This window comes from Rhodospirillaceae bacterium (assembly GCA_028819475.1).
In the GTDB taxonomy this organism is placed as follows: Bacteria; Pseudomonadota; Alphaproteobacteria; order Bin65; family Bin65; genus Bin65.
The window spans coordinates 1-25682 of sequence record JAPPLJ010000035.1 but is presented as its reverse complement, the minus strand read 5'-3'; the positions used below and the strand labels follow the sequence as shown (position 1 = coordinate 25682).

Annotated in this window: 24 protein-coding genes, 1 tRNA gene and 1 pseudogene; 15 read left to right on the top strand and 11 right to left on the bottom strand. The window is 68.0% G+C overall.

The features are described from left to right. Positions 1 to 127: 127 nt before the first annotated feature. Both OXM58_10990 and OXM58_10985 read right to left on the bottom strand, forming a co-directional pair. Positions 128 to 427, bottom strand: coding sequence for an SCP2 sterol-binding domain-containing protein (locus OXM58_10990; GenBank protein ID MDE0148886.1), 300 nt, complete (start codon positions 425 to 427; stop codon positions 128 to 130). 55 nt (positions 428 to 482) lie between these two features. Beyond that, complete coding sequence (locus OXM58_10985; protein ID MDE0148885.1) at positions 483 to 1694, bottom strand: acetyl-CoA C-acetyltransferase; 1212 nt, start codon at positions 1692 to 1694, stop codon at positions 483 to 485. Positions 1695 to 1846: 152 nt separating this feature from the next. Here OXM58_10985 and OXM58_10980 point away from each other — a divergent pair, with 152 nt between their 5' ends. The 3 genes and pseudogenes from OXM58_10980 to OXM58_10970 all read left to right on the top strand — a co-directional run bounded on the left by OXM58_10980 (position 1847) and on the right by OXM58_10970 (position 4387). Next, entirely contained in the window at positions 1847 to 2107 is a 261-nt protein-coding gene (locus OXM58_10980) for a hypothetical protein (protein MDE0148884.1), read from the top strand. 106 nt (positions 2108 to 2213) lie between these two features. After that, a complete protein-coding gene (locus tag OXM58_10975; GenBank protein ID MDE0148883.1) occupies positions 2214 to 2858 on the top strand; it encodes a UbiX family flavin prenyltransferase in 645 nt (214 codons plus the stop codon). Between the two features lie 170 nt (positions 2859 to 3028). After that, positions 3029 to 4387: pseudogene (locus OXM58_10970) on the top strand (UbiD family decarboxylase). A gap of 1210 nt (positions 4388 to 5597) precedes the next feature. Here OXM58_10970 and OXM58_10965 read toward each other — a convergent pair. After that, positions 5598 to 6233: a glutathione S-transferase family protein gene (locus OXM58_10965; GenBank protein ID MDE0148882.1), complete on the bottom strand. Its 636-nt coding sequence runs from the start codon at positions 6231 to 6233 to the stop codon at positions 5598 to 5600. A gap of 142 nt (positions 6234 to 6375) precedes the next feature. Beyond that, positions 6376 to 6957, bottom strand: coding sequence for a VTT domain-containing protein (locus OXM58_10960; GenBank protein ID MDE0148881.1), 582 nt, complete (start codon positions 6955 to 6957; stop codon positions 6376 to 6378). A 332-nt stretch (positions 6958 to 7289) separates the two neighbouring features. Between OXM58_10960 and msrP the strand changes: the two genes are divergently transcribed. From msrP to OXM58_10930, 6 genes are all read left to right on the top strand, one after another. Further along, the gene (msrP, locus tag OXM58_10955; GenBank protein MDE0148880.1) at positions 7290 to 8258 is read left to right on the top strand and encodes a protein-methionine-sulfoxide reductase catalytic subunit MsrP; all 969 of its coding nucleotides are present in this window, start codon (positions 7290 to 7292) and stop codon (positions 8256 to 8258) included. A gap of 2 nt (positions 8259 to 8260) precedes the next feature. Further along, complete coding sequence (locus tag OXM58_10950) at positions 8261 to 9019, top strand: DUF1194 domain-containing protein (GenBank protein ID MDE0148879.1); 759 nt, start codon at positions 8261 to 8263, stop codon at positions 9017 to 9019. Positions 9020 to 9149: 130 nt separating this feature from the next. Then, positions 9150 to 9809 carry an EF-hand domain-containing protein gene (locus OXM58_10945; GenBank protein ID MDE0148878.1) on the top strand — a complete coding sequence of 220 codons (660 nt, stop codon included), beginning with the start codon at positions 9150 to 9152 and terminating at the stop codon, positions 9807 to 9809. A gap of 85 nt (positions 9810 to 9894) precedes the next feature. Next, the gene (locus OXM58_10940; GenBank protein ID MDE0148877.1) at positions 9895 to 10497 is read left to right on the top strand and encodes a sigma-70 family RNA polymerase sigma factor; all 603 of its coding nucleotides are present in this window, start codon (positions 9895 to 9897) and stop codon (positions 10495 to 10497) included. Between the two features lie 10 nt (positions 10498 to 10507). Continuing rightward, positions 10508 to 11005: a hypothetical protein gene (locus OXM58_10935; GenBank protein MDE0148876.1), complete on the top strand. Its 498-nt coding sequence runs from the start codon at positions 10508 to 10510 to the stop codon at positions 11003 to 11005. Then, positions 11002 to 11490, top strand: coding sequence for a periplasmic heavy metal sensor (locus OXM58_10930; GenBank protein MDE0148875.1), 489 nt, complete (start codon positions 11002 to 11004; stop codon positions 11488 to 11490). The genes OXM58_10935 and OXM58_10930 overlap by 4 nt, the downstream gene beginning before the upstream one ends. A gap of 39 nt (positions 11491 to 11529) precedes the next feature. On the opposite strand, the gene OXM58_10925 is transcribed toward OXM58_10930, so the two are convergent. The 3 genes from OXM58_10925 to OXM58_10915 form a co-directional block, all read right to left on the bottom strand. Beyond that, a complete protein-coding gene (locus tag OXM58_10925) occupies positions 11530 to 12738 on the bottom strand; it encodes a glycine betaine/L-proline ABC transporter ATP-binding protein (GenBank protein MDE0148874.1) in 1209 nt (402 codons plus the stop codon). Between the two features lie 65 nt (positions 12739 to 12803). Beyond that, entirely contained in the window at positions 12804 to 13850 is a 1047-nt protein-coding gene (locus tag OXM58_10920; GenBank protein ID MDE0148873.1) for a proline/glycine betaine ABC transporter permease, read from the bottom strand. Between the two features lie 133 nt (positions 13851 to 13983). Further along, complete coding sequence (locus OXM58_10915; protein ID MDE0148872.1) at positions 13984 to 15018, bottom strand: ABC transporter substrate-binding protein; 1035 nt, start codon at positions 15016 to 15018, stop codon at positions 13984 to 13986. 442 nt (positions 15019 to 15460) lie between these two features. Between OXM58_10915 and betC the strand changes: the two genes are divergently transcribed. Continuing rightward, the gene (gene betC / locus OXM58_10910) at positions 15461 to 16996 is read left to right on the top strand and encodes a choline-sulfatase (protein MDE0148871.1); all 1536 of its coding nucleotides are present in this window, start codon (positions 15461 to 15463) and stop codon (positions 16994 to 16996) included. A gap of 28 nt (positions 16997 to 17024) precedes the next feature. Here the strand turns inward: betC and OXM58_10905 are convergent, their stop codons facing one another. Then, positions 17025 to 17654: a glutathione S-transferase N-terminal domain-containing protein gene (locus OXM58_10905; protein MDE0148870.1), complete on the bottom strand. Its 630-nt coding sequence runs from the start codon at positions 17652 to 17654 to the stop codon at positions 17025 to 17027. Between the two features lie 83 nt (positions 17655 to 17737). After that, positions 17738 to 19099, bottom strand: coding sequence for a TrpB-like pyridoxal phosphate-dependent enzyme (locus OXM58_10900; protein ID MDE0148869.1), 1362 nt, complete (start codon positions 19097 to 19099; stop codon positions 17738 to 17740). 200 nt (positions 19100 to 19299) lie between these two features. Between OXM58_10900 and OXM58_10895 the strand changes: the two genes are divergently transcribed. The 4 genes from OXM58_10895 (at position 19300) to OXM58_10880 (ending at position 22641) form a co-directional block, all read left to right on the top strand. Further along, on the top strand, positions 19300 to 20205 hold the full coding sequence (locus OXM58_10895; GenBank protein ID MDE0148868.1) for a tryptophan 2,3-dioxygenase family protein: 906 nt from the start codon (positions 19300 to 19302) through the stop codon (positions 20203 to 20205). 201 nt (positions 20206 to 20406) lie between these two features. Next, on the top strand, positions 20407 to 21186 hold the full coding sequence (locus tag OXM58_10890) for a hypothetical protein (protein ID MDE0148867.1): 780 nt from the start codon (positions 20407 to 20409) through the stop codon (positions 21184 to 21186). Positions 21187 to 21250: 64 nt separating this feature from the next. Then, positions 21251 to 22174, top strand: coding sequence for an NAD(P)-dependent oxidoreductase (locus OXM58_10885; GenBank protein MDE0148866.1), 924 nt, complete (start codon positions 21251 to 21253; stop codon positions 22172 to 22174). Continuing rightward, entirely contained in the window at positions 22171 to 22641 is a 471-nt protein-coding gene (locus OXM58_10880) for a RidA family protein (GenBank protein MDE0148865.1), read from the top strand. The genes OXM58_10885 and OXM58_10880 overlap by 4 nt, the downstream gene beginning before the upstream one ends. 21 nt (positions 22642 to 22662) lie before the next feature. On the opposite strand, the gene OXM58_10875 is transcribed toward OXM58_10880, so the two are convergent. Beyond that, positions 22663 to 22736, bottom strand: a tRNA-Gln gene (locus tag OXM58_10875). 361 nt (positions 22737 to 23097) lie between these two features. Beyond that, entirely contained in the window at positions 23098 to 24543 is a 1446-nt protein-coding gene (locus OXM58_10870) for an FAD-binding oxidoreductase (GenBank protein MDE0148864.1), read from the bottom strand. A gap of 411 nt (positions 24544 to 24954) precedes the next feature. Here OXM58_10870 and OXM58_10865 point away from each other — a divergent pair. Further along, the coding region (locus OXM58_10865; GenBank protein ID MDE0148863.1) for a transporter substrate-binding domain-containing protein at positions 24955 to 25682 on the top strand (728 nt) is incomplete at its 3' end.

Here is a 25682-nt window from a genome sequence, read left to right as displayed (position 1 = left end):
TCTTATTTTAACCGGTAATATTAACTGGTCAAAAAATTCAAATACTGTTTGAATCGGAAGGCGTCAAGACGGTCGACGGATTGCAACAAGTCTGCCGGACGCAATTCGCGGCCGCGACGCTGCGCACTCACCCCAGCACCGCCGCCAGCTTCATGGCGACGCCCATGTCGCCGGTGACCTTGAGCTTGCCCATCATGAAGGCGGTCGTCGGGTCGAGTTCGCCGGTCGCCATCTCCTTGAAGTCGTCCAGCGACATCGCGACGACGCAGTCGGCGTCCGTGTCCTCGTTGGAGACCGCGTAGGGCTCGGCTGTCCCGTCGAGGTAGAGGCAGCCGTCGCCGCCGAAATCGAATTTCACCGTGGCGTCGAGGCCGGAGGCGTCGCCGATGCGCTCGCGCATCGCTGACGTGACGTCGGCAAGGCTCATGGACGGGTTCCTCGCTGGGCGCGCCCGGCGGTGCGGGCGATTGGGGAATCAGGGTCTAGTGCACCCGCTCGACGATCGTCGCCGCGCCCATGCCGGCGCCGACGCACAGCGTGGCGAGGCCGGTTTCGGCGCCGCGGCGCTCCATCTCGTCGAGCAGCGTGCCGAGGATCATCGCGCCGGTCGCGCCGAGCGGGTGGCCCATGGCGATCGCGCCGCCGTTGACGTTGATCCGGTCGTGGTCGATACCGAGCTGCTTCATGTAGTAGAGCACGACCGAGGCGAAAGCCTCGTTGAGCTCGTACAGGTCGATGTCGCCGGTCTCCATGCCGGCCCGTTTCAGCGCCTTGCGGGTGACGTCGACCGGGCCGGTCAGCATGATGGTCGGCTCCGAGCCGTTGGAGGCGAAGGCGCGGATGCGCGCGCGGGGCTTGAGGCCGAGTTCCTCGCCCATCTCCTTCGTGCCGATCAGCATGGCGGCGGCGCCGTCGACGATGCCGGAGGAGTTGCCCGGCGTGTGGACATGGACGATCCGCTCGACCTCGGGATAGCGCTGGATGGCGACGGCGTCGAAACCGAACTGGCCGCCGATGCCCTCGAAGGAGGCGTTGAGCGCGCCGAGCGACTGCATGTCGGTCTCCGGGCGCATATGCTCGTCCTTCGCCAGGACGACCCGGTCGTTGACGTCCGTCACCGGGACGACCGTCTTCTCGAATCGGCCGTTCTCCCACGCCGCCGCGGCGCGCCTCTGGGATTCGACCGCGTAGGAATCGACATCGTCGCGCGAGAAGCCCTCGCGGGTCGCGATCAGGTCAGCGCCGATGCCCTGGGGCACGAAATAGATCGGCATGGCAACCGCCGGGTCCATGGCATAGGCGCCGCCGTCCGATCCCATCGGCACCCGGCTCATGCTCTCCACGCCGCCGCCGATCGTGAGATCGGCCTGGCCGGACATGACCTGCGCCGCCGCCAGGTTGCAGGCGTCGAGGCCCGATGAGCAGAAGCGGTTGATCTGGATGCCGGTCGCCTTCTCGTCGTAGCCCGCCTTGAGCGCGGCTAGCCGGGCGATATCGGCGCCCTGTTCGCCGACCGGCATGACGCAGCCCAGCACGATGTCGTCGATCCTCGACGTGTCCAGGTCGCTGCGGTCGCGCAGGGCGCCGAGGGTCTGCGCGGCCAGATCGACCGGCGTGATCTCGTGCAGGGCGCCGTCGGCCTTGCCGCGGCCCCGCGGCGTGCGCACGGCATCGAAGATATAGGCGTCGGTCATGGGGCGGGGTCCGCGATGGGGAAGCCGGAAATCGCCGAAGATATAGCGGGCGAGCCTGCGCAGGGGAAGCGCGGCATGGGGCGGCGGGCCGGGCATTGACCGCCGGTCAGGAAATGTTATCGCTTTGATCGTGGTGGCCGGGAGACGGATCGATGGCATCAATCAGAATTCGACAGATCTACGATAGTGTGGTGCAGCGGCTGGCGCGGCGCGCTGCATCGAACAACCGCTCCCTGGAAGACGAAGTGCGCCATATTCCGGAAAGCGCTGCCGGGGACGACGTGGCCGCCAATCGCGCCTCCTTCCTCGCCGTGGCGGACCGGCTACGCCGCGAAACCGAGGGGCGTCCCCAAACGCTATCGGAAGTGTTGATTCGCGAAGACCGCGACCGCGGCCACCGCGACTGCCTGTGAATCCGACGGTCGAGCGATCGGGAACGGCATCGCGCGGAATCAAGCGACCGTCGATTGGCGCCCGACTGCGTTGCCGCCGGGGCGGGCCGTCGCTATGGTCGCGGCCATGAGCGGCACGGGAAAAGGCCCGGGGCAGAACGCCGGCAGGCGGCTGATCGTCGGTCTCAGCGGCGCGTCGGGCATCGTCTACGGCGTGCGGGTGCTGGAGGCGCTGCGCGGCACCGGGGTGGAAACCCATCTCGTGATGACGAAGTCCGCCGAGGTCACGCTGGCCTACGAGATGACGGCCAAGGTGGCGGATATCCGCGCGCTCGCCGACGTCGTCCACCCGGTCCACGATATCGGCGCGGCGATCTCGTCGGGCTCGTTCCGCACCGAGGGCATGATCATCGCCCCTTGCTCGGTGCGCACCATGTCGGAGATCGCGGCCGGGACGACGGCCAGCCTGATGACCCGGGCCGCCGATGTCGTGCTCAAGGAACGCCGCCGGCTCGTCCTGCTGGTGCGCGAGACGCCGCTCCACACCGGCCATCTGCGCACCATGACGCGGCTGTCGGAGATGGGCGCGATCGTCGCGCCGCCGGTGCCGGCCTTCTACCAGCGGCCGGAGACCGTCGACGATATCGTCAACCAGACGGTCGGCCGGGCGCTCGACCTGTTCGGCTTCGATCTCGGCCTGGTCAAGCGCTGGGGCGAACCGGCGGCGGCCGGCGGCGTCGGCAAACCGGCCCGGAAATCCGGCGAAGCCTGACGGGCGGTCCGGCGCCATTCCGATCGAGGGATGCGCCGTTTCCCGCCTTGACCGGTGCGGCAATTCGTCGGAAGAGGGACCGCTGATCGAGGGATGCGCCGCAAGGCGCCAGACAGAGCCACCCGGAAACCGGTCGGAAACAAGCCGGTGGCGTGCGAAATGGCGGGGCGATGGCGGCAACCCACATTCACGATCTTGCGCTGATCGTCGAGGATCTGGAGCGCAGCGGGCGGCTTGCCCGCATCGGCAGCAGCGTCGATCTCAAGCACGATCTGGCCGGCCTCGCCGCCGAGCTCGAGAGCCAGCCTCGCGCCCTTCTGTTCGAGAATGTCGCCGGCCACGAATGGCCGGTGCTGACCGGCCTCTACTGGTCGCGCGAGCTGTTGGCCGACCTGCTGCGGCGCGAGGAGCGGACGCTGCCGCAATATGTCTCCGACTGCATCCGCCAATGGCAGCAGGCGCCGGTCGATCCCGTGACCGTGCCGTCCGGCCCGGTGCTCGACGTGACGGAACCGGATGTCGACCTCGCCCGGATGCCGATCCCGATCCATGCCGAGAAGGACGGCGGTCCTTATTTCGACGCCGCCGTGGTGATCGCGAAGGATCCCGAAACCGGCGTGCGCAACGCCTCGATCCAGCGCTTCCAGGTCGTCGCCAAGGACCGGATGCACGTCAACATCGACGCCGGCCGGCATCTGGAACTCTATCTGGAGAAGGCGGAAGCGCGCGGCGAGACGCTGACCTTCACGCTCAACTGCGGCGTCGGCCCCGGCCTGCACTTCGCCGCCGCCGCGCCGGCCGAGGCCGCCCCGGCGGATTCCGACGAGCTCGGCATCGCCAGCGCCTTCCACGGCGCGCCGCTCGAACTGGTCAAGGCCTCGAACGGCCACGACGACATGGTCGCCCACGCCATGTGGGCGCTGGAGTGCGAGATGGCGCCCGGCGAGGTCGCGGACGAGGGGCCGTTTGCCGAGGTCACCGGCTACTATGCCACCGTGGCGCCGCGGCCGGTCGTCCATGTCCGCAAGATCCACCGGCGGGCGCAGCCGGTGTTCCAGACCATCCTGTCGGGCGTCGAGGTGTGGAATTCCGTCGGCCTGCTCGGCGAAGCCAACATCCTGCAACTGCTGCAGAAGCAGGTGCCCGGCGTCACCGACGTCTATATGAGCCACGGCGGCGGCGGCTTCTATCACTGCGTCGTCCAGCTCGCCCAGAAGCGCCAGGGCTGGTCGAAACAGGCGATCCTCGCCGCCTTCTCCGCCTTCCCGCCGCTCAAGATGGTGACGATCGTCGACGACGATGTCGACCTGCGCAGCGCCCAGGACGTCGAATGGGCGATGGCGACGCGGCTCGACCCGACGAAGGGCATCGTCACCATCGACGAATCCTTCGGCCACGGGCTCAACCCGTCTTTCCCGGACTATCTCGGCCCGAAGGTCGGTTTCGACGCCACCAAGCCCTATCCGCCCACCTGGGCCTATGAGCGGGCGACCTACAAACCCATGTCTCTGGAGGCCGTGGAAATGGTGCAACCGGATATCGTTCGCCGGGCCGCCGCGCCCAAACGGGAAGCGCCGCAGGCCGGCGCGTCGCGCGCCGAGACCGAAGCCTTCGAATCCTCTCTCGCCCGGCCGCAGCCGATCGACCTGACGCCGGTCCGGTCCGGCGCCGCCCACCAAGCAACAGCGGCCGCGGACGACCCGGACGGCTGGATCGCCCGGCCCGCACCGGTCGACCTGACGCCGGTCCGCTCCGATGCCGCCCGCCACGCAGCGGCCGCGGCCGATCCGGACGCCTGGATTGCCCGCCCCGCGCCGATCGACCTTGCGGCGGCGGGCGCTTCCGGCGCCGCCGGCGCAGGCGGGTCCGCGGCCCCGGTTCACGATCCCGACGCCTGGATCGTCCGGCCGCCGCCGGTCGACCTCGGGCCGGCCCGCGCCCGGGAAGCGCGGCAGCAGACAGAAGCCGCTGCCGACCCGGACGCCTGGATTTCCCGCCCTGCGCCGATCGACCTTGCATCGCTCGGCAGCGCCGAAGAGACCGCGCCGGGCGCCGTGCCGGCCCCGGCCGCCGCGCCGCCGGCGGAACCGGCCGATCCGGACGCCTGGATCATCCGCCCTGCGCCCGTCGATCTCGGCCCCGGCCGTGCGGAGAGGGAAAAGCCGGCTGCCGCCGCCGAAAAGCCGGCCCGGAGAACCGCGAAGGCGGCAAAGAAGAAGAAAAAGAAGGCGGCGGGCGCGGCGCGCGACAAGGCCGGCAACGGATCGAAGAAACCGGCAGCGGCCCCCGCCAAATCCGAACAGGCCAAATCCGAACAGGCCAAATCCGAACAGGCCAAATCCGAACAGGCCAAATCGAAACGGGGCGAATCCAAACCGTCTGCCGCCAAACCGGCCGCTTCCAAACGGTCCGGTTCCAGACAGGTTGCCCCGAAACAGGCCGCCCGGAAGGCCGCACAGCCCGCCCGCCGGGAGAAAGATGTCGAAGACGCGGTGCGCCCGGGCGCTTTCTTCGACGGCCCGGTCCTGCCGGCGGCGCCGCGCCCGGCCGTGCGCCGCAGCGCGAAGAAGGATCGCGTTTCGCCGGCCCCGCGGGCCGCCCGGACTCAGAAAGCGCCGCCGAAAGCCGGCAGCTTCTTCGGCGACGACTGAGGCGGCCCGGCCTTCCGTCCCGGTTTCCGGCGGCGGCTTTCCGCGCCTACCGCCCGGCGCTTATCTTCCAGCGCTTATCTTCCGGCGCTTATCGTCCAGCGCTGGGCCGGCCCGACACCTCGGCGTACCAGCGCTGCGCATTGGCGGCGTCCTCCGGCAGGCTCACCTTGATCCACTTGGCGAAGTCGACCGTCACCAGGGCGGTGATGTCGGCGATGGTGTAGTCGTCGCCGGCCAGGAAGCGCCTGTCGCCGACCAGATCGTCGAAATCCTCGAAGAAGCGCTCGATGCGCTGCCGCCCCCGGGCGCCCAGTTCCGGGATCTGCTCGTAACCGTGCCTGCCGGTCAGCGCGCGCCCGGCCATCCCCCTGGCCGTGTTGCGCAGGCATTCGCCGATCGCCATGAAGCCGTCCATCTCGATGCGCCATTCGAGGTCGCCGACCAGGCCCTTCTCGGCCGGCGTCCGGCCCATCAGCGGCGGTTCGGGCACGGCGGCCTCGAGATAGTGGAAGATGCCAGTCGAGGAGGCGATGCGCCGGCCGTCGTCCAGCTCCAGGACCGGCACGGTGAGATACGGATTGATGGCGGCGAATTCGGGCTTGCGCTGTTCGCCTTCGCGCAGGTTGACCTCAACGACCTCGACTTCGTCCAGCAGGCCCTTCTCGGCCAGGGCGATGCGGGCGCGGCGCGGCGAGGGCGCGGTGGAGCAATCGTAGAATTTCATGGCGGCAATCTCCGGACCGGACAGGCCGCCCGGTTATACGAACGCGGCCCGCTGCCGTGAAGCCCCTGGGGGCGGAACCGGACCGGAGGAGCGGTTCGGCCGGTAGCGGGTGCTCCGGTTGCCGCCGACCGGGCCGGAATTCTCACAGCACCCATCCGATCAGCACGATGCCGCCGACGAAGAACGCCAGGAAGACCGCGAAGGCGAGCTTGAGGTTGCGGCGCACCAGCTTTTCCGCCATCGGACCCAGCAGGTATACGGCCCCGGCCACGGCGAAGAAGCGGACCCCGCGGCCGATCAGCGATACGGCGGTGAAAGCGAACGGGTCCATCTGGAAGAACCCGCTGGACACGGTCACCACCTTGTAGGGCACCGGGGTGAGCGCGCCGATGGCGACGAACAATTCGTCGTATTTCTCGTACTCCGCCTTGACGACGGCCATCTTGTCCATGGCGCCGTAGAGTTCGAGCAGGGGCCGGCCGATTTCCTCGAAGGCGAAAAAGCCGATCGCCCAGCCCAGGCAGCCGCCGACGACCGACGCCGCCGTGCAGGCCGCAGCCAGGATCCAGGCCCGGCTGCGCACCGCCAGAATCATCGGGATCAGCAGGACATCGGCGGGCAGCGGAAAGAAGGTCGCCTCGGCGAAGGCGAAGGCGACGAGCCACGCGAAGGCGTGCGGGTGCGCCGCCTTCGCCATTGCCCAGCCATACAGCCCCTTGAGCACCGCCGCCCCTCCTCGCTGCGCAGATTCGCCTGCGCCGTCGCATCCGCGCCCGCCGCCGGTGTGGCAAGCCGGCCGGTCCCTGTCATTGCGCAGAACACCGCACGGCCGATCCGGCGGGCGGTGTCGGCAGCATGCACCGGATCGCCCCTCGTCCAGACAGACCGCGGCGGCACCGGTTTCGAAGATCCCGCAGGAGGGGCCCCGCCGCGGAAGTATGGCGCTCACCGTTTCTGACGGAGCGTTGAATTGTCGTGAAACCGAACCGTCCCTAGGTGTAGGCTCAACGAAACCGCGGCGTTCGCGCCGCGCGAATTTCCGAGGATACACGACCCATGTTCGTTCATCGCCGCCGCGGATGGGACATTCCCGAACACCGCGCAACGCCCGAGAGCTTTTTCCTGCAGCGCCGCGCCCTCGCGAAGACCCTGGCCGCCGGGCCGATCCTGGCCGCCTCGGCGCCCCTGCTCGGCGCCGGCAGCGCGTTCGCGGCCGCCGACCCGAGCGCCGGCCTCTATCCGGTCAAGCGCAACCCGAAATACACGGTCGACCGGGGGCTGACGCCGGAGCGGATCGCGACGACCTACAACAATTTCTACGAATTCGGCTCGCACAAGCAGATCTCGCCGGTGGCGCAGCGGCTGGAAACACGGCCCTGGACGGTCGCGATCGACGGCGCGGTCGAGAAGCCGATGAAGATCGATATCGACGACCTGCTGAAGAAAATGCCGCTGGAGGAGCGGGTCTACGCCCACCGCTGCGTCGAGGCCTGGTCCATGGTGGTGCCGTGGTCCGGCTTTCCGCTCAAGGCGCTGGTCGATCTTGCCCGGCCGCTGGGCAGCGCGAAATACCTCGTCATGCAGACCTTCAAGAATCCGAAGGTCGCGCCGGGCCAGCGCCAGATCTGGTATCCCTGGCCTTATACCGAGGGGCTGACGATGTTCGAGGCGGTCAACGAACTGTCCTTCATCGTGACCGGCCTCTACGGCAAGCCGGTGCCGAAGCAGAACGGCGCGCCGCTGCGCCTCGCCGTGCCGTGGAAATACGGCTTCAAGCACGTCAAGTCGATCGTGCGCTTCCACTTTACCGACAAGCGCCCGGTCAGCTTCTGGGAAAAGCTCCAGGGCCGCGAATACGGCTTCTGGGCCAACGTCAATCCCAAGGTGCCGCATCCGCGCTGGAGCCAGGCGAGCGAGCGCGACATCGGCACCGGCGAACGCATCCCCACCAAGCCCTGGAACGGCTACGGCGACTATGTCGCCGCGATGTACGCCAACCTGAAGGGCGAGGTGCTGTTCCGGTAGCGATGGGGCGCGCCGGCCGCTGCCTGGCCGTCCTTGCCGGCCTGTTGCCGGCGGCGGGCCTGTCGGCGCCGGCGTTCGCCGAAGACGTCGATCTCGAACTCGTCCTCGCCGTCGATATCTCCGGCAGCGTCGACCACGTCGAGGCCCGGCTCCAGCGCCAGGGTTACCTGCAGGCGCTGGTCGACCCTCGGGTCGTCGCGGCGATCACGAGCGGCGAGCGGCGCCGGATCGCCGTCACCTATATGGAATGGGCCGGGGCGCATTATCAGAATGTTGTCGCCGGCTGGACGGTCGTGCGCGACATGGCCTCGGCCAGGGCCTTCGCCGCGGCGGTTGCCGCGCATCCGGTCACGACCGAACGCTGGACCTCGATCAGCGCCGCCATCGATTTTGCCCTCGGCCTGTTCGGAACCAATCCCCATCGCGGGGTGCGCAAGGTTCTCGACATTTCCGGCGACGGCAAGAACAACAATGGCGGCCTGCTGGAGCCGGCGCGGGCCCGGGCGCTCAAGGCCGGGGTGACGATCAACGGCCTGCCGATCGTGAACGACCGGCCCAACCCTTGGGGCCTGCCGCCGCCCAAGGACATGGACCGGTATTATTTCGAGCGGGTGATCGGCGGGCCCGGCTCCTTCATCGTCGTGGCGCGCGGATTCCGCAGCTTCGGCGATGCCGTGAAGGCGAAACTGGCGCTCGAGATTGCCGGGGAGATTGCCGCCCCGCCCCGCCGGCCGCTACACTTCGCCCTGCGGCCGCGCTGAATCGGTCCGCTGAATCGATCCTTGGGATACGGAACCGGCGACGGAACCGCCGGCCCGCTGCGTTTCGGAATTCGAGGGTTGTCGACATCCCGGTCCACGAAACCAGTGCCAAACCGGAGAAATTCTCGCCATGAAACCCCTTCCCCTCCTGCTCGCCGCCGCCGCCGTCGGCCTGACCGCCGTTGCCGCCCCCGCCAACGCCCACCGCGGCCTGCGCATGTTCGACCGGGCCGACGCCAACAAGGACGGCAAGGTCACCCAGGCCGAATTCGCCGCCGCGCGCACCGCCCGGTTCGCCGGGATCGACACCAACAAGGACGGCGCGCTCGAAGTCTCGGAAATGCGCGCCTGGAAGCGCACCTGGCCGTCGCGCGTCCGCGACGCCCGCTTCAAGGCGCTCGACGCCGACGGCGACGGCAAGGTCGGCGCCGAGGAATTTGTCGCCCGGCGCAAGGCGGCCTTCGCCCGGATCGACACCAGCAAGGACGGCGCGGTCGACAAGGCGGAATTCGATGCGGCTTTCGAGAAGTTCCGCGGCCGCATGGGCGCGTTCCATGGCGACGGCCGCGGCAAATACGGCAAGCATCCCCGGCGCTGGCGCGACCGGCGCGGCCGCCGGCCGGAAGAGCGTATGGACCTGAACGGCGACGGCAAGGTGACCCGCGCCGAATTCGATACGCTCGGCCGGATGATCTTCCTGCGCCTCGACGGCGACGGCGACGGCGCCGTCAGCCGCAAGGAGATGCGGACGGCGCGCTGGCGTTTCCACCGGCGCGATTCCGGGCGCTAGGCGCAACGGCCGAACGGGAACCGGCGTGCGTGCCTCCGCACTCTGCGCAGCGCCCGTTGCCCGGGCGCAGGCCCTACCGTCCCGGATGACGCTGTCCGGGACACCTGCGCCGGCGGCCGACCGGGCGGCCATCGCCGCCGACGCGGCGCTGATGGGCCGGGTCGCCGCCGGCGATCCGGCCGCCGCGCGCGCTGTCGTCGACCGGCACCTGGCGGGCCTGGTCGCCTTCGCCTGGCGCATGGTCGGCGACGGCTCGGCCGCCGAGGACGTTGCCCAGGACGCGATGCTGAAACTGTGGCGCCAGGCGCCGCGCTGGAAGCCGAAAGCCCAGATCGGCACCTGGCTGCGTCGGGTCGCCTACAACCGGTGCATCGATCTGCACCGGCGCGCGCGTCCCAGCGACAACATCGCTGACGTCGGGTTGGAGGATCCGGCGCCCGGCCCGGCCCGCAACCTGCTGGCGGCCGAAGTCTCCGCGATCGTCCGCTCGGCGATGGCGGACCTGCCCGAACGGCAGCGGGCGGCCATCGCCATGGTGCATTTCGACGGGATGAACAACGGCGAGACCGCGGCGGCGCTCGAAGTGAGCGTCGAAGCCGTCGAATCGCTGCTCGCGCGCGGCCGCCGGGGTCTGCGCCAGCGCCTGAGCGACCTGAAACCGGACCTTCTCGGGGAGTTCACGTCATGAAGGCCGCGACATGACCGCGAACGGGACCGGACCGGGCACGGAAGCGGCCGTCGCGGCGCTCGGCGAACTGCTCGACGCCTACGGCGCCGATCCGGCGCGCTGGCCGGCCGGAGACCCGCGCCGCGCCGCCGCGTGGGCGCTCATCGATGCCGGCGACCCGGCTGCGCTGCAGTCGCTCGCCGCCGCCAGGGCGCTGGACCGCGCGCTGGCCAGCGCGGCGCCCCCGGTTCCCTCGGCCGCGCTTGCCGGCAGCGTCCTGCAGGCGGCGCAGCGGCCGAGCCCGGTTTCGGGCGCCTGGGCCGGCCTGCTCCTGAGACCGGTCTTCCTGAAGCCGGCCGGCGCGCTCGCCTGCGCCATGCTTCTCGGGCTCGCGGTGGGAAGCTGGTCGCCGGTGCCGATTGCCGGTATCGGCGAAAGCCGGGCGGCCGGGCTGGAATATGAAATGGCGTCCCTCGGTGCGCTCGACGGCAACGGGGACGACAACGGCTTCGGAGACTTCGTCGAGTGACGCGCCGCACCCTCATCATTCTGCTGATCGTTTCCGGCGGGCTGAACCTGTTCCTCGCCGGGATCATCGCGGCCAGCGTCTTCGCTTACTGGAACCGGCCGGATATCGGCTCCGGTCCGCGCACGGCGTTCCGCCTCTACCGCGCCGTCGACGATCTGGCCGAGCCGCAGCGCTCGCGCGCCCGTGCGTTGCTGAAAGAAAAGCGCCCGGAAATCCGTGCACGGATCGAAGCCATCCGCGCCGCGCGGCGCGATCTTCGCAAACGGATTCGCGACGGCGCGGTAGCGCCGGATGCGGTCGAGGCCGGCTTCCGCAAACTGCAACAGGCCCGGGGCGAAGCCCAGACGGCGCTGCACGCGCTGGTCCGCCGGATCGCCGAGACCCTGACGCCGGACCAGCGCCGGCGCTTCTACAGCCAGGCCTACCGCCCGCGCGGCAAGAAACGCAAATGGCGCAAGGGCGACGCGGGAGAACGCCGGGAGTGACGGCAGCCGCGCGGACGCGGCCCCGCCGCCGTGCTCCGCCTAGCGCTCGGCCTCCGCAGTCAGCTGCGCTTCCTCCGCCAGGGCCCTGATGATGGTGTCCTTCGGCAGAATGCCCCGCAGTTCGCCCGCGTCGTTCAGCACCGCGACCGGGATATCCTCGCCCACCGTCATCGGCAGGACTTCTTCCAGGACCATGTCTTCGGTCGCGGTCGGCACGTCCTCCACCAGGCTGTCGACGGTCCCGACATTGTCGCGCTGTCCCCGGCGCAGCGACGCCGCGGTGACGGCGCCGACCAGCCGGCCGTCGGCGTCGACGACATAGGTCACGCGCAGGCCGCCCTCGCCGAGCTGCCTGAGCGCTTCGCCGGGCGTCGCGTCCACCTTGGCGATCGCGCATTCGAGCTTCACCGTGCCGGCGGTCAGCACGCGGCCGCGGTTCACGTCCTCGACGAACCGGCGGACATATTCGGTCTGCGGCCTCTGGAGAATTTCCTCGCCCGTGCCGATCTGTTCGATCGCGCCGTCCTTCATGATCGCGATCGTATCGCCGAGGCGCAGGGCCTCGTCCAGATCGTGGGTGATGAAGACGATCGTCTTGTGCAGGGTATCCTGCAACTCGATCAGCTGGTCCTGCATCTCGCGCCGGATCAGCGGATCGAGGGCGCTGAAGGCTTCGTCCATCAGCAGGATGTCGGCGTCGGTCGCCAGCGCCCGGGCGAGGCCGACGCGCTGCTGCATCCCGCCCGACAACTGGCTGGGAAACTGGTCCTCATAGCCGGTCAGGCCGACCTGGCCGATCCAGTGGCGCGCCGTCTCGCGGTTGGCGCGCTTCTCGACCCGGCTGCCGCCCTTGATGTCCAGGCCGTAGGCGACGTTGTCGATCACCGTCTTGTGCGGAAACAGGCCGAAACGCTGGAACACCATGCTCATCATCCGGCGCCGGAAATCCTCCAGCTCCCTGCCTTTGAGCGCGAGGATGTCCTGGCCCTCGACGATGATCTCGCCGGCTGTCGGCTCGATCAGCCGGTTGATGTGCCGGATCAGGGTCGACTTGCCGGAGCCGGACAGGCCCATCACGACGGTGCACTGCCCCGGCTCGACGGTGAGCGTCACGTCCTGCACGCCGATCGTGTGGCCGGTTTCGTTCAGCAGGTCGTCCTTCGACACGCCGCGGCGCACCAGCTCGATCGCGTTGTGCGGCTTGGGACCGAAGATCTTGAAGACGTTGCTGATCTGGATTTGACCCATGGGGCGGGACGGTCCGGTTGTTGTCCTGAGCGGCGGGCGTTTGACGGCGGCGGCGGATCGCGGGCCTAGTGGGCCACGGTCCGGTGGGTTTCCATGCGCCGGCCGTAGGACTGGGTGATGCGGTCCAGCACGATGGCCAGCAACACGATCGACAGGCCGGCGATGAAGCCGGTGCCCGGCTCCTGCCGCTGCAGGCCGAACAGCACTTCCTGGCCGAGGCCGCGCACGCCGATCATCGAGGCGATCACGACCATGGCGAGCGCCATCATGATCGACTGGTTGAGCCCGGCCATGATGTTGGGCAGCGCGAGCGGTATCTGCACGTTGAACAGTTTCTGCCGCCGGCTCGCGCCGAACGACGTCGCCGCCTCCATGACCTCCTTGTCGACCAGCCGGATGCCGAGGTCGGTCAGCCGGATCAGCGGCGGCGCGGCGTAGATCATGGTCGCGATCACGCCGGCGAAGTTGCCGAGGCCGAGCAGCATCACGACCGGGATCAGGTACACGAAGGACGGCATGGTCTGCATCATGTCGAGGATCGGCAGCATGACCGAGCGGGCCCGGTCGCTCTGGGACATCAGGATGCCGAGCGGCAGGCCGAACACCACCGTCACCAGGATCGAGACACTCATCAGCGAGAGCGTCTGCATGGTCGGCTTCCACAGCGCCATCGACCAGATCAGCAGGAAGGCCAGCGCAACGCCGACGGTGACGACGAGATTGCGGCTGGCGTGCCAGGCGATGCCCGTGAACAGCAGGGTGAGGAGCGGCCAGGCGATGGACTGGTGCAGGAAGCGTTCGAAAAACCCGATCTTGTGGACCACCCAGCGGTTCAGCTGGTCCAGCGGGTCGCCGATCTTGAGCAGCAGCCAGTCGACCGATTCGTCGACCCAGACATCCAGCGGGATGATGGAGGTATCGAATTTCAGGCCGGTCAGATAGCTCCAGAGGCCGGACAGCCCCAGCACCAGCACGACAAAAAACGCGCCGGCGCCGATGCTGTGCCTCCGGTAGCCGTGTTCGAGGGCCTCATGGCGCCCGGCGGCGGCATACGCGATCCAGCCGACGATCGCGGCGCACAAGACGAGCGAAAATATGCTGCCCGCATCCATGGCTGCCTCTCCCTAGGGCCGCTTTCGCGTTGCGCGCGAAGACCGGAAATTTTCAAAAGAAAAAGCCTGCCGGGCCAACGCCGCCCGGCAGGCACCATTTAGCACAGGGTCCGACGGTCGGACGACCCGAGGCCTAGAGCGCTGCCTTGACCTTGGCCGCGATGTCGGCCGGAACCCATTTCGTCCAGATCGCCGCGTTGTTCTTGAGGAAATTGGCGGCCGCTTTCGCGCCCGTCTTGTCCTTGTTCTCGCGCATGAAGACGAGGGCCTTGTTCACCGTATTGCTGTCCAGAACGTATTTGGACAGCATGGTCGTGATCGGCCCGGCCGCTGCGGCGAACTTCTTGTTCATGCCGATGATCACCTTGATCGTCGGATAGGCGGTCGCCTTCATGCCCTTGCCGGACTTGGCCTTGTCGAGCTTCTTCCAGATCTCCTCGTTATATTCGGGCTCTTTCAGCATCACCATGTCGTACTTGCCGAGCAGCCAGGTCGGAGTCCAGTAGTAGGCGACGATCGGCTTGCCGCGCTTGTAGGCCGAGGCAATGGCTGCGGCCAGCGCTTCGCCGGTGCCCGGGCGGAAGTTGGTGAACTTGCCGTCCAGACCGTAGGACTGCATTTTCTTCGTGTTCACCCGCTCGCAGTTCCAGCCGATCTTGCAGTTGTAGAAGCGGCCCTTGGACGGCTCCTCCGGGTCCTGGAACAGGTTGGCGTATTTACCCAGGTCGGCGACGCTTTTCAGGTCCGGCGCCGCAGCCTTGATGCCGCGCTTCTTGTCGCCTTCGATGAGATAGCGGGGGACGTAGAAGCCCTGGTCAGCGCCAGTGATCGAGACGCCGCCCGGCTCCATGACCTTGCCGGTCGCCTTCATCTTGTCCCAGATTTCCCGGTTGTTGGCGTACCAGATCTCCATGGAGATGTGCAGATCGCCCTTGGCCAGCGCGTTCAGGCTCGGCGCCGTGGTCGTCGGGATGGATTCGCTCGTGCAGCCCCAGCCCTTTTCGACCAGCACGCGCGCCACGGCGACGTGGAAATGGTTGGAACCCCAGTCCAGCCCCGAGAATTTAATGGTGTCCTTGACCGGGCAGCCGGCCGCGGCGGCCGGCGGCGCGGCAAAGGCAAGTCCCGCAGCGGCGACGAGCGCGGCTGCCGATAGATGTCTCAACATGATCTCCTCCCTGGAGTGATAATGCGATAGGTCCGAAGGCTTGCCGCAGCGGGGTCGACCGGAATTCGCCGGCAAACCCGTCTATCGGCTTGTTCATTGGGGTCGGTTACACACCAAATCGCCCGTGTATTCGCGCCTTTGCGAAACGCCCGGCAGGACGCGCCGGAATGACCGGCAAATCCAACGCCAGCGTGCGAAACAGCATAACCGGCGTCCGACTATTGTCAAATTTCGGTTTGGGATTCGAGAGTGGTGCCGTTTACAGGAGTCATCGGCTTGACGGCGCTTGCACGACCGATTCCGCGCGGATTCCCGGAATTTTCGGGCTTGGGTCAATCAAAAACGCGTTATGTGCACCACAAGCCGTCGGTATGCCGTTCATTCGCGCCATGAGCGTCTGTAGGACGGCGTGTGAGGATCCCTTTCCGCAGGAAATCCCGCCATGGCGAAATGTCCGAACTTTCTCTTCATCATGGCCGATCAACTCGCGCCCCAGATACTGCCGGCCTATGGCGGTGCGCCGGTGCGGACGCCGCATCTCGACCGGCTGGCCGCGCAGGGCGTCCTGTTCGAGAATGCCTACTGCACCTTTCCGCTCTGCGCGCCGGCACGGTTTTCCCTGCTGAGCGGGCGGCTGCCGTCGCGGATCGGCGCGTTCGACAACGCGGCCGAATTTCCCGCGTCGGTGCCGACGTTCCACCATTACCTGCGCGCCGCCGGCTACCGGACCTGCCTCTCCGGCAAGATGCATTTCGTCGGCCCCGACCAGTTGCACGGCTACGAGGATCGGGTGACCACCGACGTTTATCCCGCCGATTTCGGCTGGGTGCCGGACTGGCGGCTCGACGGCGAAACCTGGCTCGAATGGTATCACAGCATGCGCGCGGTGCTCGACGCCGGCCCGCACCCGCGCAGCGTCAACGTCGCCTATGACGACGAGACGGAGTTCGAGGCCGTGCGCTGGCTGCACGACCGTGCCGACAGCGGCGACGGCCGGCCCTTCGCGCTCACCGTGTCGTTCATGTCGCCCCACGATCCCTATCTCGCACCGCCCCGCTGGTGGGACGAATACCACGACGTCGAAATCGATCCGCCCCGCGTCGGCGATATTCCGCTCGAAGACCGCGATCCGCACAGCCGTCGCCACTGGTTCCTGACCGGCCGCCACCGGGATGCGGTCGGCGAAGCGGAAATCCTGCGCATGCGCCGCGCCTATTACGCGCTGACGAGCTACATCGACGCCAAGGTCGGCCGGCTGCTGGATGCGCTCAGGGAGACCGGAGCCGCCGACGATACGGTAGTCGTCTTCACGTCCGATCACGGGGATTCGCTGGGCGAGCGTGGCCTGTTCTTCAAGATGTCCTTCTTCGAATGGTCCGTGCGGGTGCCGTTGATCCTGCACGCGCCCTTCGCCTTCGCGCCGCGCCGGGTGGCGCAGAACGTGTCCCATCTCGATCTCTTCCCCACATTTCTCGAACTGGCGGGCGAGTCCGGCGCGCTGCCCGAACTTGCCGCGCCCGTCGACGGCCGGTCGCTGGTCGCGCTTGCCGGCGGCGATGCGGCCGGATGGCCCGATCTCGCCTGCGCCGAATACACCGCGGAGGGCGCGCGGGAACCGATGCTGATGGTCCGCAGGGGGCCGCACAAGCTGATCGCCGGCCGGACCGATCCGCCGCTGCTGTTCGATCTCGAAGCCGACCCTGACGAAGGCGAGAACCTTGCCGGCCGGCCGGACTATGCCGCCGTGCGCCGCGAACTGGAATCGGTCGTTGCCGATACCTGGGATATCGCGGGCCTGGAACGGCAGGTGCTGGAGAGCCAGGCGGCGCGGCGCCTGCTGACCCGGGCGCTCGGCGCCGGGCGCCGCACGAGCTGGGACTACCAGCCGCTGCGCGACGCGGCCCGGCTCTATTATCGCGATGCGGCGGATGTCCAGGCGGCCTACAGCGGCACGGTTTCCGGCCCGCCTTCCAACTGACGGCACCGGATGGAAAAATCCGACAGGCTCAGGCCATGCCCTGCATCTTCAGGGCGTTGTGTACGCCCGGATCTTCCCTCATGCGCTTGTTGAAGGCCTTGAGGTTGGGAAAAGCATTCAGCCGGTCGGGCATGAAGCCGGCCCACACGGTGAAGACGAACAGGTAGGGATCGAGGATCGAGCGCGCGTCGCCGAGCATCCAGTCCCGCCCGGCCATATGGTCCTCGATCACCCCCAGCTGGAAGGCGATCTCTTCGGCGGCATGGGCCTTGACTTCCGCCCTGGCGCCGTCGCTGTCGGCGAAGCGGTGGGTCATGAAATAGGGCGTGAAGCTGGTGTGGACGTCGCCGTTGAAATGCGACAGCCAGCGCTGCACGGCATGCCGGGCTTCCGCACCGCCATCCCCGTCCGATCCGGGGCCCAGCCCGGCGCCGGGCCAGGTCTCGGCGATGTATTGCAGCACCGCGTTGACCTGCGAAACGCAGGTGCCGTCGTCGAGTTCCAGCACCGGCACCTTGCCGGCCGGGTTCTTTTCAAGAAATTCCGGCGCGCGGGTTTCGCTGCGCTTCATTTCAGACAGGTCGTAGTCCGCGCCGGCCCATTCCAGCGCGATATGGGGCGCCAGCGCGCAGGAAGCCTGGAAATAGTGAAGTTTCATTCGCCTTTCCCGGCGTTTGAGATACGACGGAAGGCTCCCCGGCCGCGCGGCGGCGGCCGGGGAGCGATCTTGACAAGGGACGGTCAGGCCACCTTCGGCAGGGCGGCGAGCGCCATCGCCAGTTCCTGGTCGTTATAGTCGTCGTCGGTCAGCTGGCCGGAGGCGTAGCTCTGGTAGGCCGCCATGTCGAAATTGCCGTGGCCGCACAGGTTGAACAGGATCGCCTTCGACCTTCCGTCGCGCTTGCATTTCAGCGCCTCGTCGATCGCGCCCTTGACGGCATGGTTGGCTTCCGGCGCCGGCAGGATGCCCTCGGCCTTGCCGAACGCCACGCCCGCGGCGAAACACTCGGTCTGGTGCCAGGCGGTCGGCCGGACATAACCCTCGTGGACCATCTGGCTGACCAGCGGCGACATGCCGTGATAGCGCAGCCCGCCGGCATGGTTGGCCGGCGGCACGAAGCCCGAGCCCAGCGTGTGCATCTTGACCAGCGGCGTCATCTTCACGGTGTCGCCGAAATCGTAGGCATACTGGCCCTTGGTCAGCGACGGGCAGTTGGCCGGCTCGACGGCGACGATCTCGACGTCCCGGCCGCCGCGCAGCTTCTCGCCCAGGAAGGGGAAGGCGATGCCGGCGAAATTGGAGCCGCCGCCGGTGCAGCCGACGACGATATCCGGATAGTCGTCGGCCATTTCCATCTGCTTGATGGCTTCCTGGCCGATCACCGTCTGGTGCATCAGGACATGGTTGAGCACGCTGCCGAGCGCGTATTTGGTGTCGTCGCGCTGGACCGCCCGCTCCACCGCCTCGGAAATCGCGATGCCGAGCGAGCCGGAACTGTCCGGGCTGTCCTTCAGGATCGCCTTGCCGCCCTCGGTCAGAGTCGACGGGCTGGCGTAGCATTTGGCGCCGAAACTCTCCATGAAGGCCTTGCGGTAGGGCTTCTGCTCGAAGCTGATCTTGACCATGAAGACCTCGATCTCGAGGCCGAAAAAGGCCCCGGCGAGGGCGAGCGATGAGCCCCACTGTCCGGCGCCGGTTTCCGTGGTCAGCCGCGCGACGCCTTCCTTCTTGTTGAAGAAGGCCTGGGCCAGCGCCGTGTTCGGCTTGTGGCTGCCGGCCGGGCTCACGCCCTCGTATTTGTAGTAGATGCGCGCCGGGGTATCGAGCGCCTGCTCGAGCCGGCGGGCGCGGTGCAGCGGGCTCGGCCGCCACTGGCGGTAGACGTCGCGCAGCGCGTTCGGAATCTCGATATACCGCTCGGTCGAGACCTCCTGCATGATCAGTTCCATCGGGAACAGCGGCGCCAGATCGTCCGGCCCGCAGGGCTGCAGCGTGCCCGGATGGAGCGGCGGCGAGGGCGGATTCTTGAAATCCGCCATGATGTTGTACCAGTCCTTCGGAATGTCGTTTTCGTCGAGCAGGTATTTGACCTGGTTGGACATGAAGCCTTCTCCCTGAAGCCTGCGGGAACCGGCGCGAAGGCCGGCTCGATTTCGTACCCGGCGGCGTTTGTATCGGATATGGTGGCGCCGAGAAACCGGCAATCTTGGCGCGGCCCCCCAATGCGATTCAGGCGCGATTCGGGCGCAATTCGGGCGCCCGGCGTTGGCGGAAACGACAGGCGCGCGGGGAAGGAGGGACCATGACGGAAGGCGACAGCAACGCGACACGGCCCGGCCCCCATCGGACCGGGGCCCAGACCCGCGGCACGACGGCGATGGGCGAGGAATTCGCCGGCGAATCCTATCACGCCGACCTCGGCGGCCAGCGCAACTATCACGACTTTCTCGAACTCGACAAACTCCTCAGCGCGCAGCCGGTCATCACCGGCGAGCACGACGAGGCGCTGTTCTTCATCCTGCACCAGGTCAAGGAGTTGTGGATGAAGCTCATGCTGCACGAGCTTGAGGCGGTGTTCCCGCACATCCGCAACGACGATCTCCGGCCCGCCTTCAAGATTTTCGCCCGGGTCAAGCGCATCCAGGAAAACCTGATCCAGGCCTGGCATATCCTGACCACCATGACGCCGGCCGACTATCTCGCCTTCCGCGACGGGCTCGGCCAGTCCTCCGGCTTCCAGTCGTTCCAGAACCGCTCGATCGAGTTCATCTTCGGCAACAAGAACCGGGCGATGATCCGCACCTTCGAGCATCGGCCGGAAATCGCCAAACGCCTCACGGAACTGCTGGAACGGCCGAGCCTGTACGACGAGGTGATCATGCTGCTGGCGCGGCGCGGCTACGCCATCGACGCCGCCGTGCTGGACCGGGACTGGTCGGTGAAGCGGGAGCCCGACGAGTCCGTCATGGCGGCTTGGCGCGACATCTACCTGAACAGCGACAAGCACTGGGGGCTCTACGAGCTGGCCGAGGACCTGATCGACATGGACGACCTGTTCCAGACCTGGCGCTTCCGCCACCGCAACGCCGTCGAACGGGTGATCGGCCACAAGATCGGCACCGGCGGCACCAGCGGCGTCGGCTATCTCACCAAGGCGACGACGATCCGCCTGTTCCCGGAATTATGGGCGGTCCGGACGGAGCTTTAGGGGGCAATGCAAGCGCTGCCGCCTCACCCCGTCATTTCGACCGGAGCGGCGAGAGCCGCGTAGCGGAGAAATCTTTCAGCCGCAGAGCGCAGTCCGGAGCGCAGTACCGGAAAGATATCTCCGCTCCGCAAACCTGCGGTTTGCTCCGGTCGATATGACGGTGGAGGGGTAAGGGAGGGGCGCACATTGGAGCGGTCCCCGATGGCGGATGATTTCTTCGAGCGCGGCTGGACCACCTTCGGCGCCGAACCGCAGGTGCTGGACTGGCTCGACGCGAGCGAGGAAGTGGCGCGGTGCAGCGTGACCGACCCCGCCTTCGATCAATGGCACCGCTGCGGTGGGACATGGTTCGCCGGGGTCAACGCGCTGGCCAACGACGAAACCGGTGCGGTCGCTGGCGGGCCGCCGCTTGGCGGCGCGGCTGTCCGATTTATCGAGGACATGGCCGGCGGGCCTTTCGCCTGGGACCGGGCCCAGGTCTCGGTCTGCTGGCCCGGTTATCCGAAGCAGGGTGAGGGCGAGAGCGACTCCGCCTTCGCCTACCGCCGCAAGCGCGACGCCGCCCATGTCGACGGGCTGCTGCCGGTCGGGCCGGAGCGCCGCCGCTTCCTGCGCGAACATCACCGTTTCATCCTCGGCCTGCCGCTCGGCCCGGCGGACGCGGCGGCGTCCCCTTTCGTCCTCTGGGAGGGTTCGCACCGCATGGTGCGCGAAACCCTGGCCGAGGTCTTCGACGACAGGCCGCCGGCAAGCTGGCGCGATATCGACGTCACCGACGTGTACCACGCGCTCAGGCGGCGCATCTTCGCGGAATGCCGGCGCGTCGTCGTCACCGCCGGCCGCGGCGAGGCCTTTCTGGTGCACCGGCTCGCCCTGCACGGCATCGCGCCGTGGCGCACCGAAGCGGCGGTCGGCGAGCGGATGATCGTCTATTTCCGTCCCGAATCCGGCGATCCGGCCGCCTGGCTCCACGCACCCTAGCGCGCCGCCGCGCTCCGGGACTCGTACCGCTTGCAGTTTTTCCCGGCTGCGCTACGGATGGGGCATGAACGGCGGCGTCATCTACGGTTTCATCGGCCTCGGCAACATGGGCGGGCCGATGGCGGCGAACCTTGCGGCCTTTCTGGCGGCGGGCGGCTATCCGTCGCCGGTCGTCTTCGATGCGGCAGGCACGGCGGACCGGGCGCCCGGCGGGGCAGCGTGCGCGCCGGACGCCGCCACGGTCGCGCAGCAGGCCGACCTGGTCTTCCTCAGCCTGCCCGACGGGTCCGTTGTGCAGGCCGTCGCCGAAGCGATTGCGCAGACGCCGGAGCGCCGCGCCTCCGCCCTGGTCGACCTTTCGACCGTCGGCATCGACGCGGCCAGGGAAATCGACGGGCTGCTGCAGGCGCATGGCATGGCCTTTGCCGATTGCCCGGTCTCCGGCGGCCGGATCGGCGCCCAGAACGCCACCATCTCGCTCATGTGGGCCGGGCCGGCGGACCTGCTGGAGGTGCACCGCCCGGCGCTCGAGTCCTTCGCCGGCAACGTCTTCCATGTCGGCGACCGGCCGGGCCAGGGCCAGGCGCTCAAGCTGCTCAACAATTTCCTGTCGGCGACCATCACGGCGGCGACCGCCGAGGCCCTGCTGTTCGGGCTCACCCAGGGCCTCGACCTCAAGACCATGCTGGACGTCGTCAACGTCTCGACCGGCGGCAGCGCGGCCAGCCGGGAGAAATTCGTCCGCCGCGTCCTGCCTGGCACCTTCGATTCCGGCTTCGACAACGCGCTCATGGCCAAGGATCTGGCGCTGTTCGCCGACAGCCTGCGCCGCGCCGGCGCGCCGGAGGCGCTCACCGGCGCCACCGAGGCCCTGTGGCGCGAGTTCCGCGACGCGATGCCGGCCAGCGACCATATGGAAGTCTACTGCTATATTCGCGACCGCGGTGCCGGGCAGGGGCAGCGCCCGGCGGAGGATGACACATTATGACAGGCCCGATCGACCGGCGACTGGAAGAACTCGGCATCGAAATTCCGCAGGCCCATCCGCCGATCGCGGCGCGGATCGAGGGCTGGGCGCTGCACAACGACCTGCTGTTCATCTCCGGCGCCGTGCCCAAGCTGAACGGCGAGCCGCAATATATCGGCAAGGCCGGCCGGGAGTTCGATCTCGGCGAGGCCCAGGCGGCGGCGCGGCTTTCGGCCCTGTGCATGCTGGCCCAGGCGAAGCTGGCGCTCGGCGGCGACCTGAACCGGATCAGGCGCATCCTGAAGCTCAACGGCTTCGTCAACGCCACGCCGGACTTCACCGAGATTCCGCAGGTCGTGAACGGCGCCTCGGACCTGTTCGTCGAGATTTTCGGCGAGGCCGGACGCCACGCCCGCACGGCCGTCGGCGTCGCGGTCATGCCCTTCGACGTCGTGATCGAGGTCGAGGGCACCTTCGTGGTGGATTGAGCGGCCGGCTGTTCTTTGGATTGGCTGGGGCGCCAGGACTCGAACCTGGGATCGCGGGATCAAAACCCGCTGCCTTACCGCTTGGCTACGCCCCACCGGACCGCCGGGAAGAAAGCCCGCCCGCCCGCACTCCGGGGCGGCGGCGTTAGATAGGCAGGCCGCACCCCCGCCGCAAGGCGCGCGATGGCGCGCTGCCTGATGCGAACCGGCGGATTGAAGGATCGCGGTTCAACTGTTCGGCAGAACTGTCTGCGACACCCAGGAAATGCCGCCCCGGACGGAGCGCAGCGGAGATCCGGGGCCCAGGAGCCCGCCCTGAGCCTGTCGAAGGGGCCACAGGCTGACGTCTTTCGGGTCGCCCCTGGGCCCCGGATCAAGTCCGGGGCGGCAATTGTGTTTGTTTGTTGACGTAGCGGAAATTGCCGGACGGTCGGGCATCCACGGGCGAGAGCAGGATCAGAAAACCTTGCCCGGGTTCATGATGCCCTTGGGATCGAGCTGCGCTTTCAGGGCGCGCATCAGTTCCAGTTCCAGCGGCGCGTGATAGTGGGCCAGTTCGGCCTTCTTGATCCGGCCGATGCCGTGTTCGGCGCTGATCGAGCCCTTCATGTCCGTCACGATGTCGTGGACGATCCGGTTGAAGCGCGGCTGCTCGGCCATGAAGCCCTCGCGGCTCCAGCCCTCGGCCGGCTGGTTCATGTTGAAATGGATGTTGCCGTCGCCGACATGGCCGAAGGCGACGACCCGGATGCCGGGCAGCGCGGCTTCGCAGGCCGCCGTTGCGACGCGCATGAAGTCGGCGACCCGGCCGACCGGCACGGCGACATCGTGCTTGATCGAGGCGCCCTCGAATTTCTGGGCCTCGCTGATCGCTTCGCGCAGCCGCCATAGCGCGCGGTCCTGGCCTCCGCTCTCCGAAATCACCGCGTCGCGCACGTCGCCGTCCGCCATCGCCGCGGCCAGCACGTCTTCGAGCCCGGCGCGCAGCGAACCGTCGGCGCGCGGGCCGGTCAGCTCGATCAACTGGTAGCAGGGATGGACCTGCCGGAACGGGTCGCGGACGCCGGCGATATGGTCGAGCGCCATCTGCAGCGCCTGCCGGGTCATGATCTCGTAGCCGGAGACGCCGCCGCCGGTCTCGCGTTGCAAGGCGCCGAGCAGGCGCAGCGCCGCGTCCGGTCCGGGGATCGCGGCCACGGCCGTCACCGTCTCGCGCGGCTTCGGAAACAGCTTCAGCACCGCGCCGGTGATGACGCCGAGCGTGCCCTCGGCGCCGATGAACCACTGTTTCAGGTCGTAGCCGGTATTGTCCTTGCGCAGGCCGCGCAGCCCGTCCCAGATGCGCCCGTCGGGCAGCGCGACCTCGAGGCCGAGCACCAGTTCGCGCATGGTGCCGTAGCGCAGCACGCCGACACCGCCGGCGTTGGTCGAGATGTTGCCGCCGATCTGGCAGCTGCCCTCGGCGCCGAGCGAGAGCGGGAACAGCCGGTCGGCGTCGCTCGCCGCCTGCTGGATCGTCTGCAGGATGCAGCCGGCGTCCGCCGTGACCGTATTGTTGACCGGATCGAGTTCGCGGATGCGGTTGAGCCGGCCGGTCGAGAGCACGATGCCGGTAAAGTCCTCATACGGGATCGAGGCCCCGACCAGGCTGGTGTTGCCGCCCTGGGGCACCACCGGCAGGCCGGCACCGTGGCACAGGCGCAGGACCCCGGCCATCTCCTCGACCGAGCCCGGTTTGACGACCGCAGCCGCCACGCCGACATAGTTGCCCCGCTCCTCCTTCAGGTGCGGCGCCATGCCGTCCGCCGAATCGATCCAGCCCCGCGCGCCGACGAGATCGCGGATTTTCGCCAGTGCTGCGGCCCGCTGGGTCATTGCGGTCGGATCGGGCAATTCGGTCATGTCCTTCGGCCCGCCATTTCGAATAGCGGGGATGGTAGCAGGTCCGGTCGCGGGAAAACAAACGGTGCCGCGCCGCTTCGACACGCCGCAACACCATTATTCCTCCCCCTCTTCAGAGGGGGAGGTCAGGTGGGGGTGGCGTGTCGCCAGACGCGCAGCGCCGCAAGGCGCTTCTTGCAGATTCGACACGGCACCCCCATCGGCCTCGCTGCGCTCGGCCACTTCCCCCTCTGAAGAGGGGGAAGGAAAAGTTGCGGCGGCCCGGCCCTTTTCGCAGAGGAATCCTTAGAGGGGGAGGTCAGATGGCGGAAGCGGGCGTTCGGCCGAATCCATAAATTTCAGTAGCCTGATGGTCCATATCGCGGCACTCTCGGCGGCCATCGGCCCGGCGTGACGGGAGCGGGAATGCTCATGAGATTGCTTGCGGCAGCTTTGGTCCTGGCCCTCTTCGCGGCAACGCCGGCGCGCGCGGCGGAGACGCTGCGTATCGCCACGACCGTCGGTTATCCGCCGTTCAGCTATGTCGACGATGCCGGCAAGCTGGCGGGCTTCGATGTCGACATCGCGCTGGCGCTCTGCGCGGAACTCGGCGCCGAGTGCAAAATGGTGCGGGAGGAATGGCAGCGGCTGATCCCGGAGCTGCGCGCCGGCAGCTTCGATGCCATCGCCGCCAGCATGTCGATCACCGAAAAGCGGCGCAAACTGGTGAGCTTCACCGACCGCTACTACAGCAACGTGGTCCGCTTCGTGGCGCACAAGGGCTCCGGCTTCGACCCGGCCAGGGCGGCGGGCAAGACCATCGGCGCGGCCCGCGCCACCATCGCCTCCGACTGGCTCGAGGCGAACCTGGCGGGCACGGCGACGATCAGGCTCTACGACGGCCAGCAGGAACTCTACGGGGACCTTGTCGCCGGCCGCCTCGATGCGATGTTCGGCGACGGCCTGGGCTCGTACGCCTGGCTTCAGGGTGCGGAAGGCGGCGGCTTCGCGTTCGTCGGCAAGGCGTATCGGCTGGACGAAGGGATCGGTATCGCGGTGCGCCACGAGAACGCCGCCCTTCTGTCGCGCCTGAACGGTGCGCTCAAGGCCATCCTCGCGAACGGCACCTACGAGCGGATCAACGCCCGCTACTTCCCGTT

Bases quoted from the DNA above. Each gene is read 5' to 3' on its own strand.
- OXM58_10990 (MDE0148886.1), bottom strand. From the start codon at position 427: ATGAGCCTTGCCGACGTCACGTCAGCGATGCGCGAGCGCATCGGCGAC.
- OXM58_10985 (MDE0148885.1), bottom strand. From the start codon at position 1,694: ATGACCGACGCCTATATCTTCGATGCCGTGCGCACGCCGCGGGGCCGC.
- OXM58_10980 (MDE0148884.1), top strand. From the start codon at position 1,847: ATGGCATCAATCAGAATTCGACAGATCTACGATAGTGTGGTGCAGCGG.
- OXM58_10975 (MDE0148883.1), top strand. From the start codon at position 2,214: ATGAGCGGCACGGGAAAAGGCCCGGGGCAGAACGCCGGCAGGCGGCTG.
- OXM58_10965 (MDE0148882.1), bottom strand. From the start codon at position 6,233: ATGAAATTCTACGATTGCTCCACCGCGCCCTCGCCGCGCCGCGCCCGC.
- msrP (MDE0148880.1), top strand. From the start codon at position 7,290: ATGTTCGTTCATCGCCGCCGCGGATGGGACATTCCCGAACACCGCGCA.
- OXM58_10950 (MDE0148879.1), top strand. From the start codon at position 8,261: ATGGGGCGCGCCGGCCGCTGCCTGGCCGTCCTTGCCGGCCTGTTGCCG.
- OXM58_10945 (MDE0148878.1), top strand. From the start codon at position 9,150: ATGAAACCCCTTCCCCTCCTGCTCGCCGCCGCCGCCGTCGGCCTGACC.
- OXM58_10940 (MDE0148877.1), top strand. From the start codon at position 9,895: ATGACGCTGTCCGGGACACCTGCGCCGGCGGCCGACCGGGCGGCCATC.
- OXM58_10935 (MDE0148876.1), top strand. From the start codon at position 10,508: ATGACCGCGAACGGGACCGGACCGGGCACGGAAGCGGCCGTCGCGGCG.
- OXM58_10925 (MDE0148874.1), bottom strand. From the start codon at position 12,738: ATGGGTCAAATCCAGATCAGCAACGTCTTCAAGATCTTCGGTCCCAAG.
- OXM58_10920 (MDE0148873.1), bottom strand. From the start codon at position 13,850: ATGGATGCGGGCAGCATATTTTCGCTCGTCTTGTGCGCCGCGATCGTC.
- OXM58_10915 (MDE0148872.1), bottom strand. From the start codon at position 15,018: ATGTTGAGACATCTATCGGCAGCCGCGCTCGTCGCCGCTGCGGGACTT.
- betC (MDE0148871.1), top strand. From the start codon at position 15,461: ATGGCGAAATGTCCGAACTTTCTCTTCATCATGGCCGATCAACTCGCG.
- OXM58_10905 (MDE0148870.1), bottom strand. From the start codon at position 17,654: ATGAAACTTCACTATTTCCAGGCTTCCTGCGCGCTGGCGCCCCATATC.
- OXM58_10900 (MDE0148869.1), bottom strand. From the start codon at position 19,099: ATGTCCAACCAGGTCAAATACCTGCTCGACGAAAACGACATTCCGAAG.
- OXM58_10895 (MDE0148868.1), top strand. From the start codon at position 19,300: ATGACGGAAGGCGACAGCAACGCGACACGGCCCGGCCCCCATCGGACC.
- OXM58_10890 (MDE0148867.1), top strand. From the start codon at position 20,407: ATGGCGGATGATTTCTTCGAGCGCGGCTGGACCACCTTCGGCGCCGAA.
- OXM58_10885 (MDE0148866.1), top strand. From the start codon at position 21,251: ATGAACGGCGGCGTCATCTACGGTTTCATCGGCCTCGGCAACATGGGC.
- OXM58_10880 (MDE0148865.1), top strand. From the start codon at position 22,171: ATGACAGGCCCGATCGACCGGCGACTGGAAGAACTCGGCATCGAAATT.
- OXM58_10870 (MDE0148864.1), bottom strand. From the start codon at position 24,543: ATGACCGAATTGCCCGATCCGACCGCAATGACCCAGCGGGCCGCAGCA.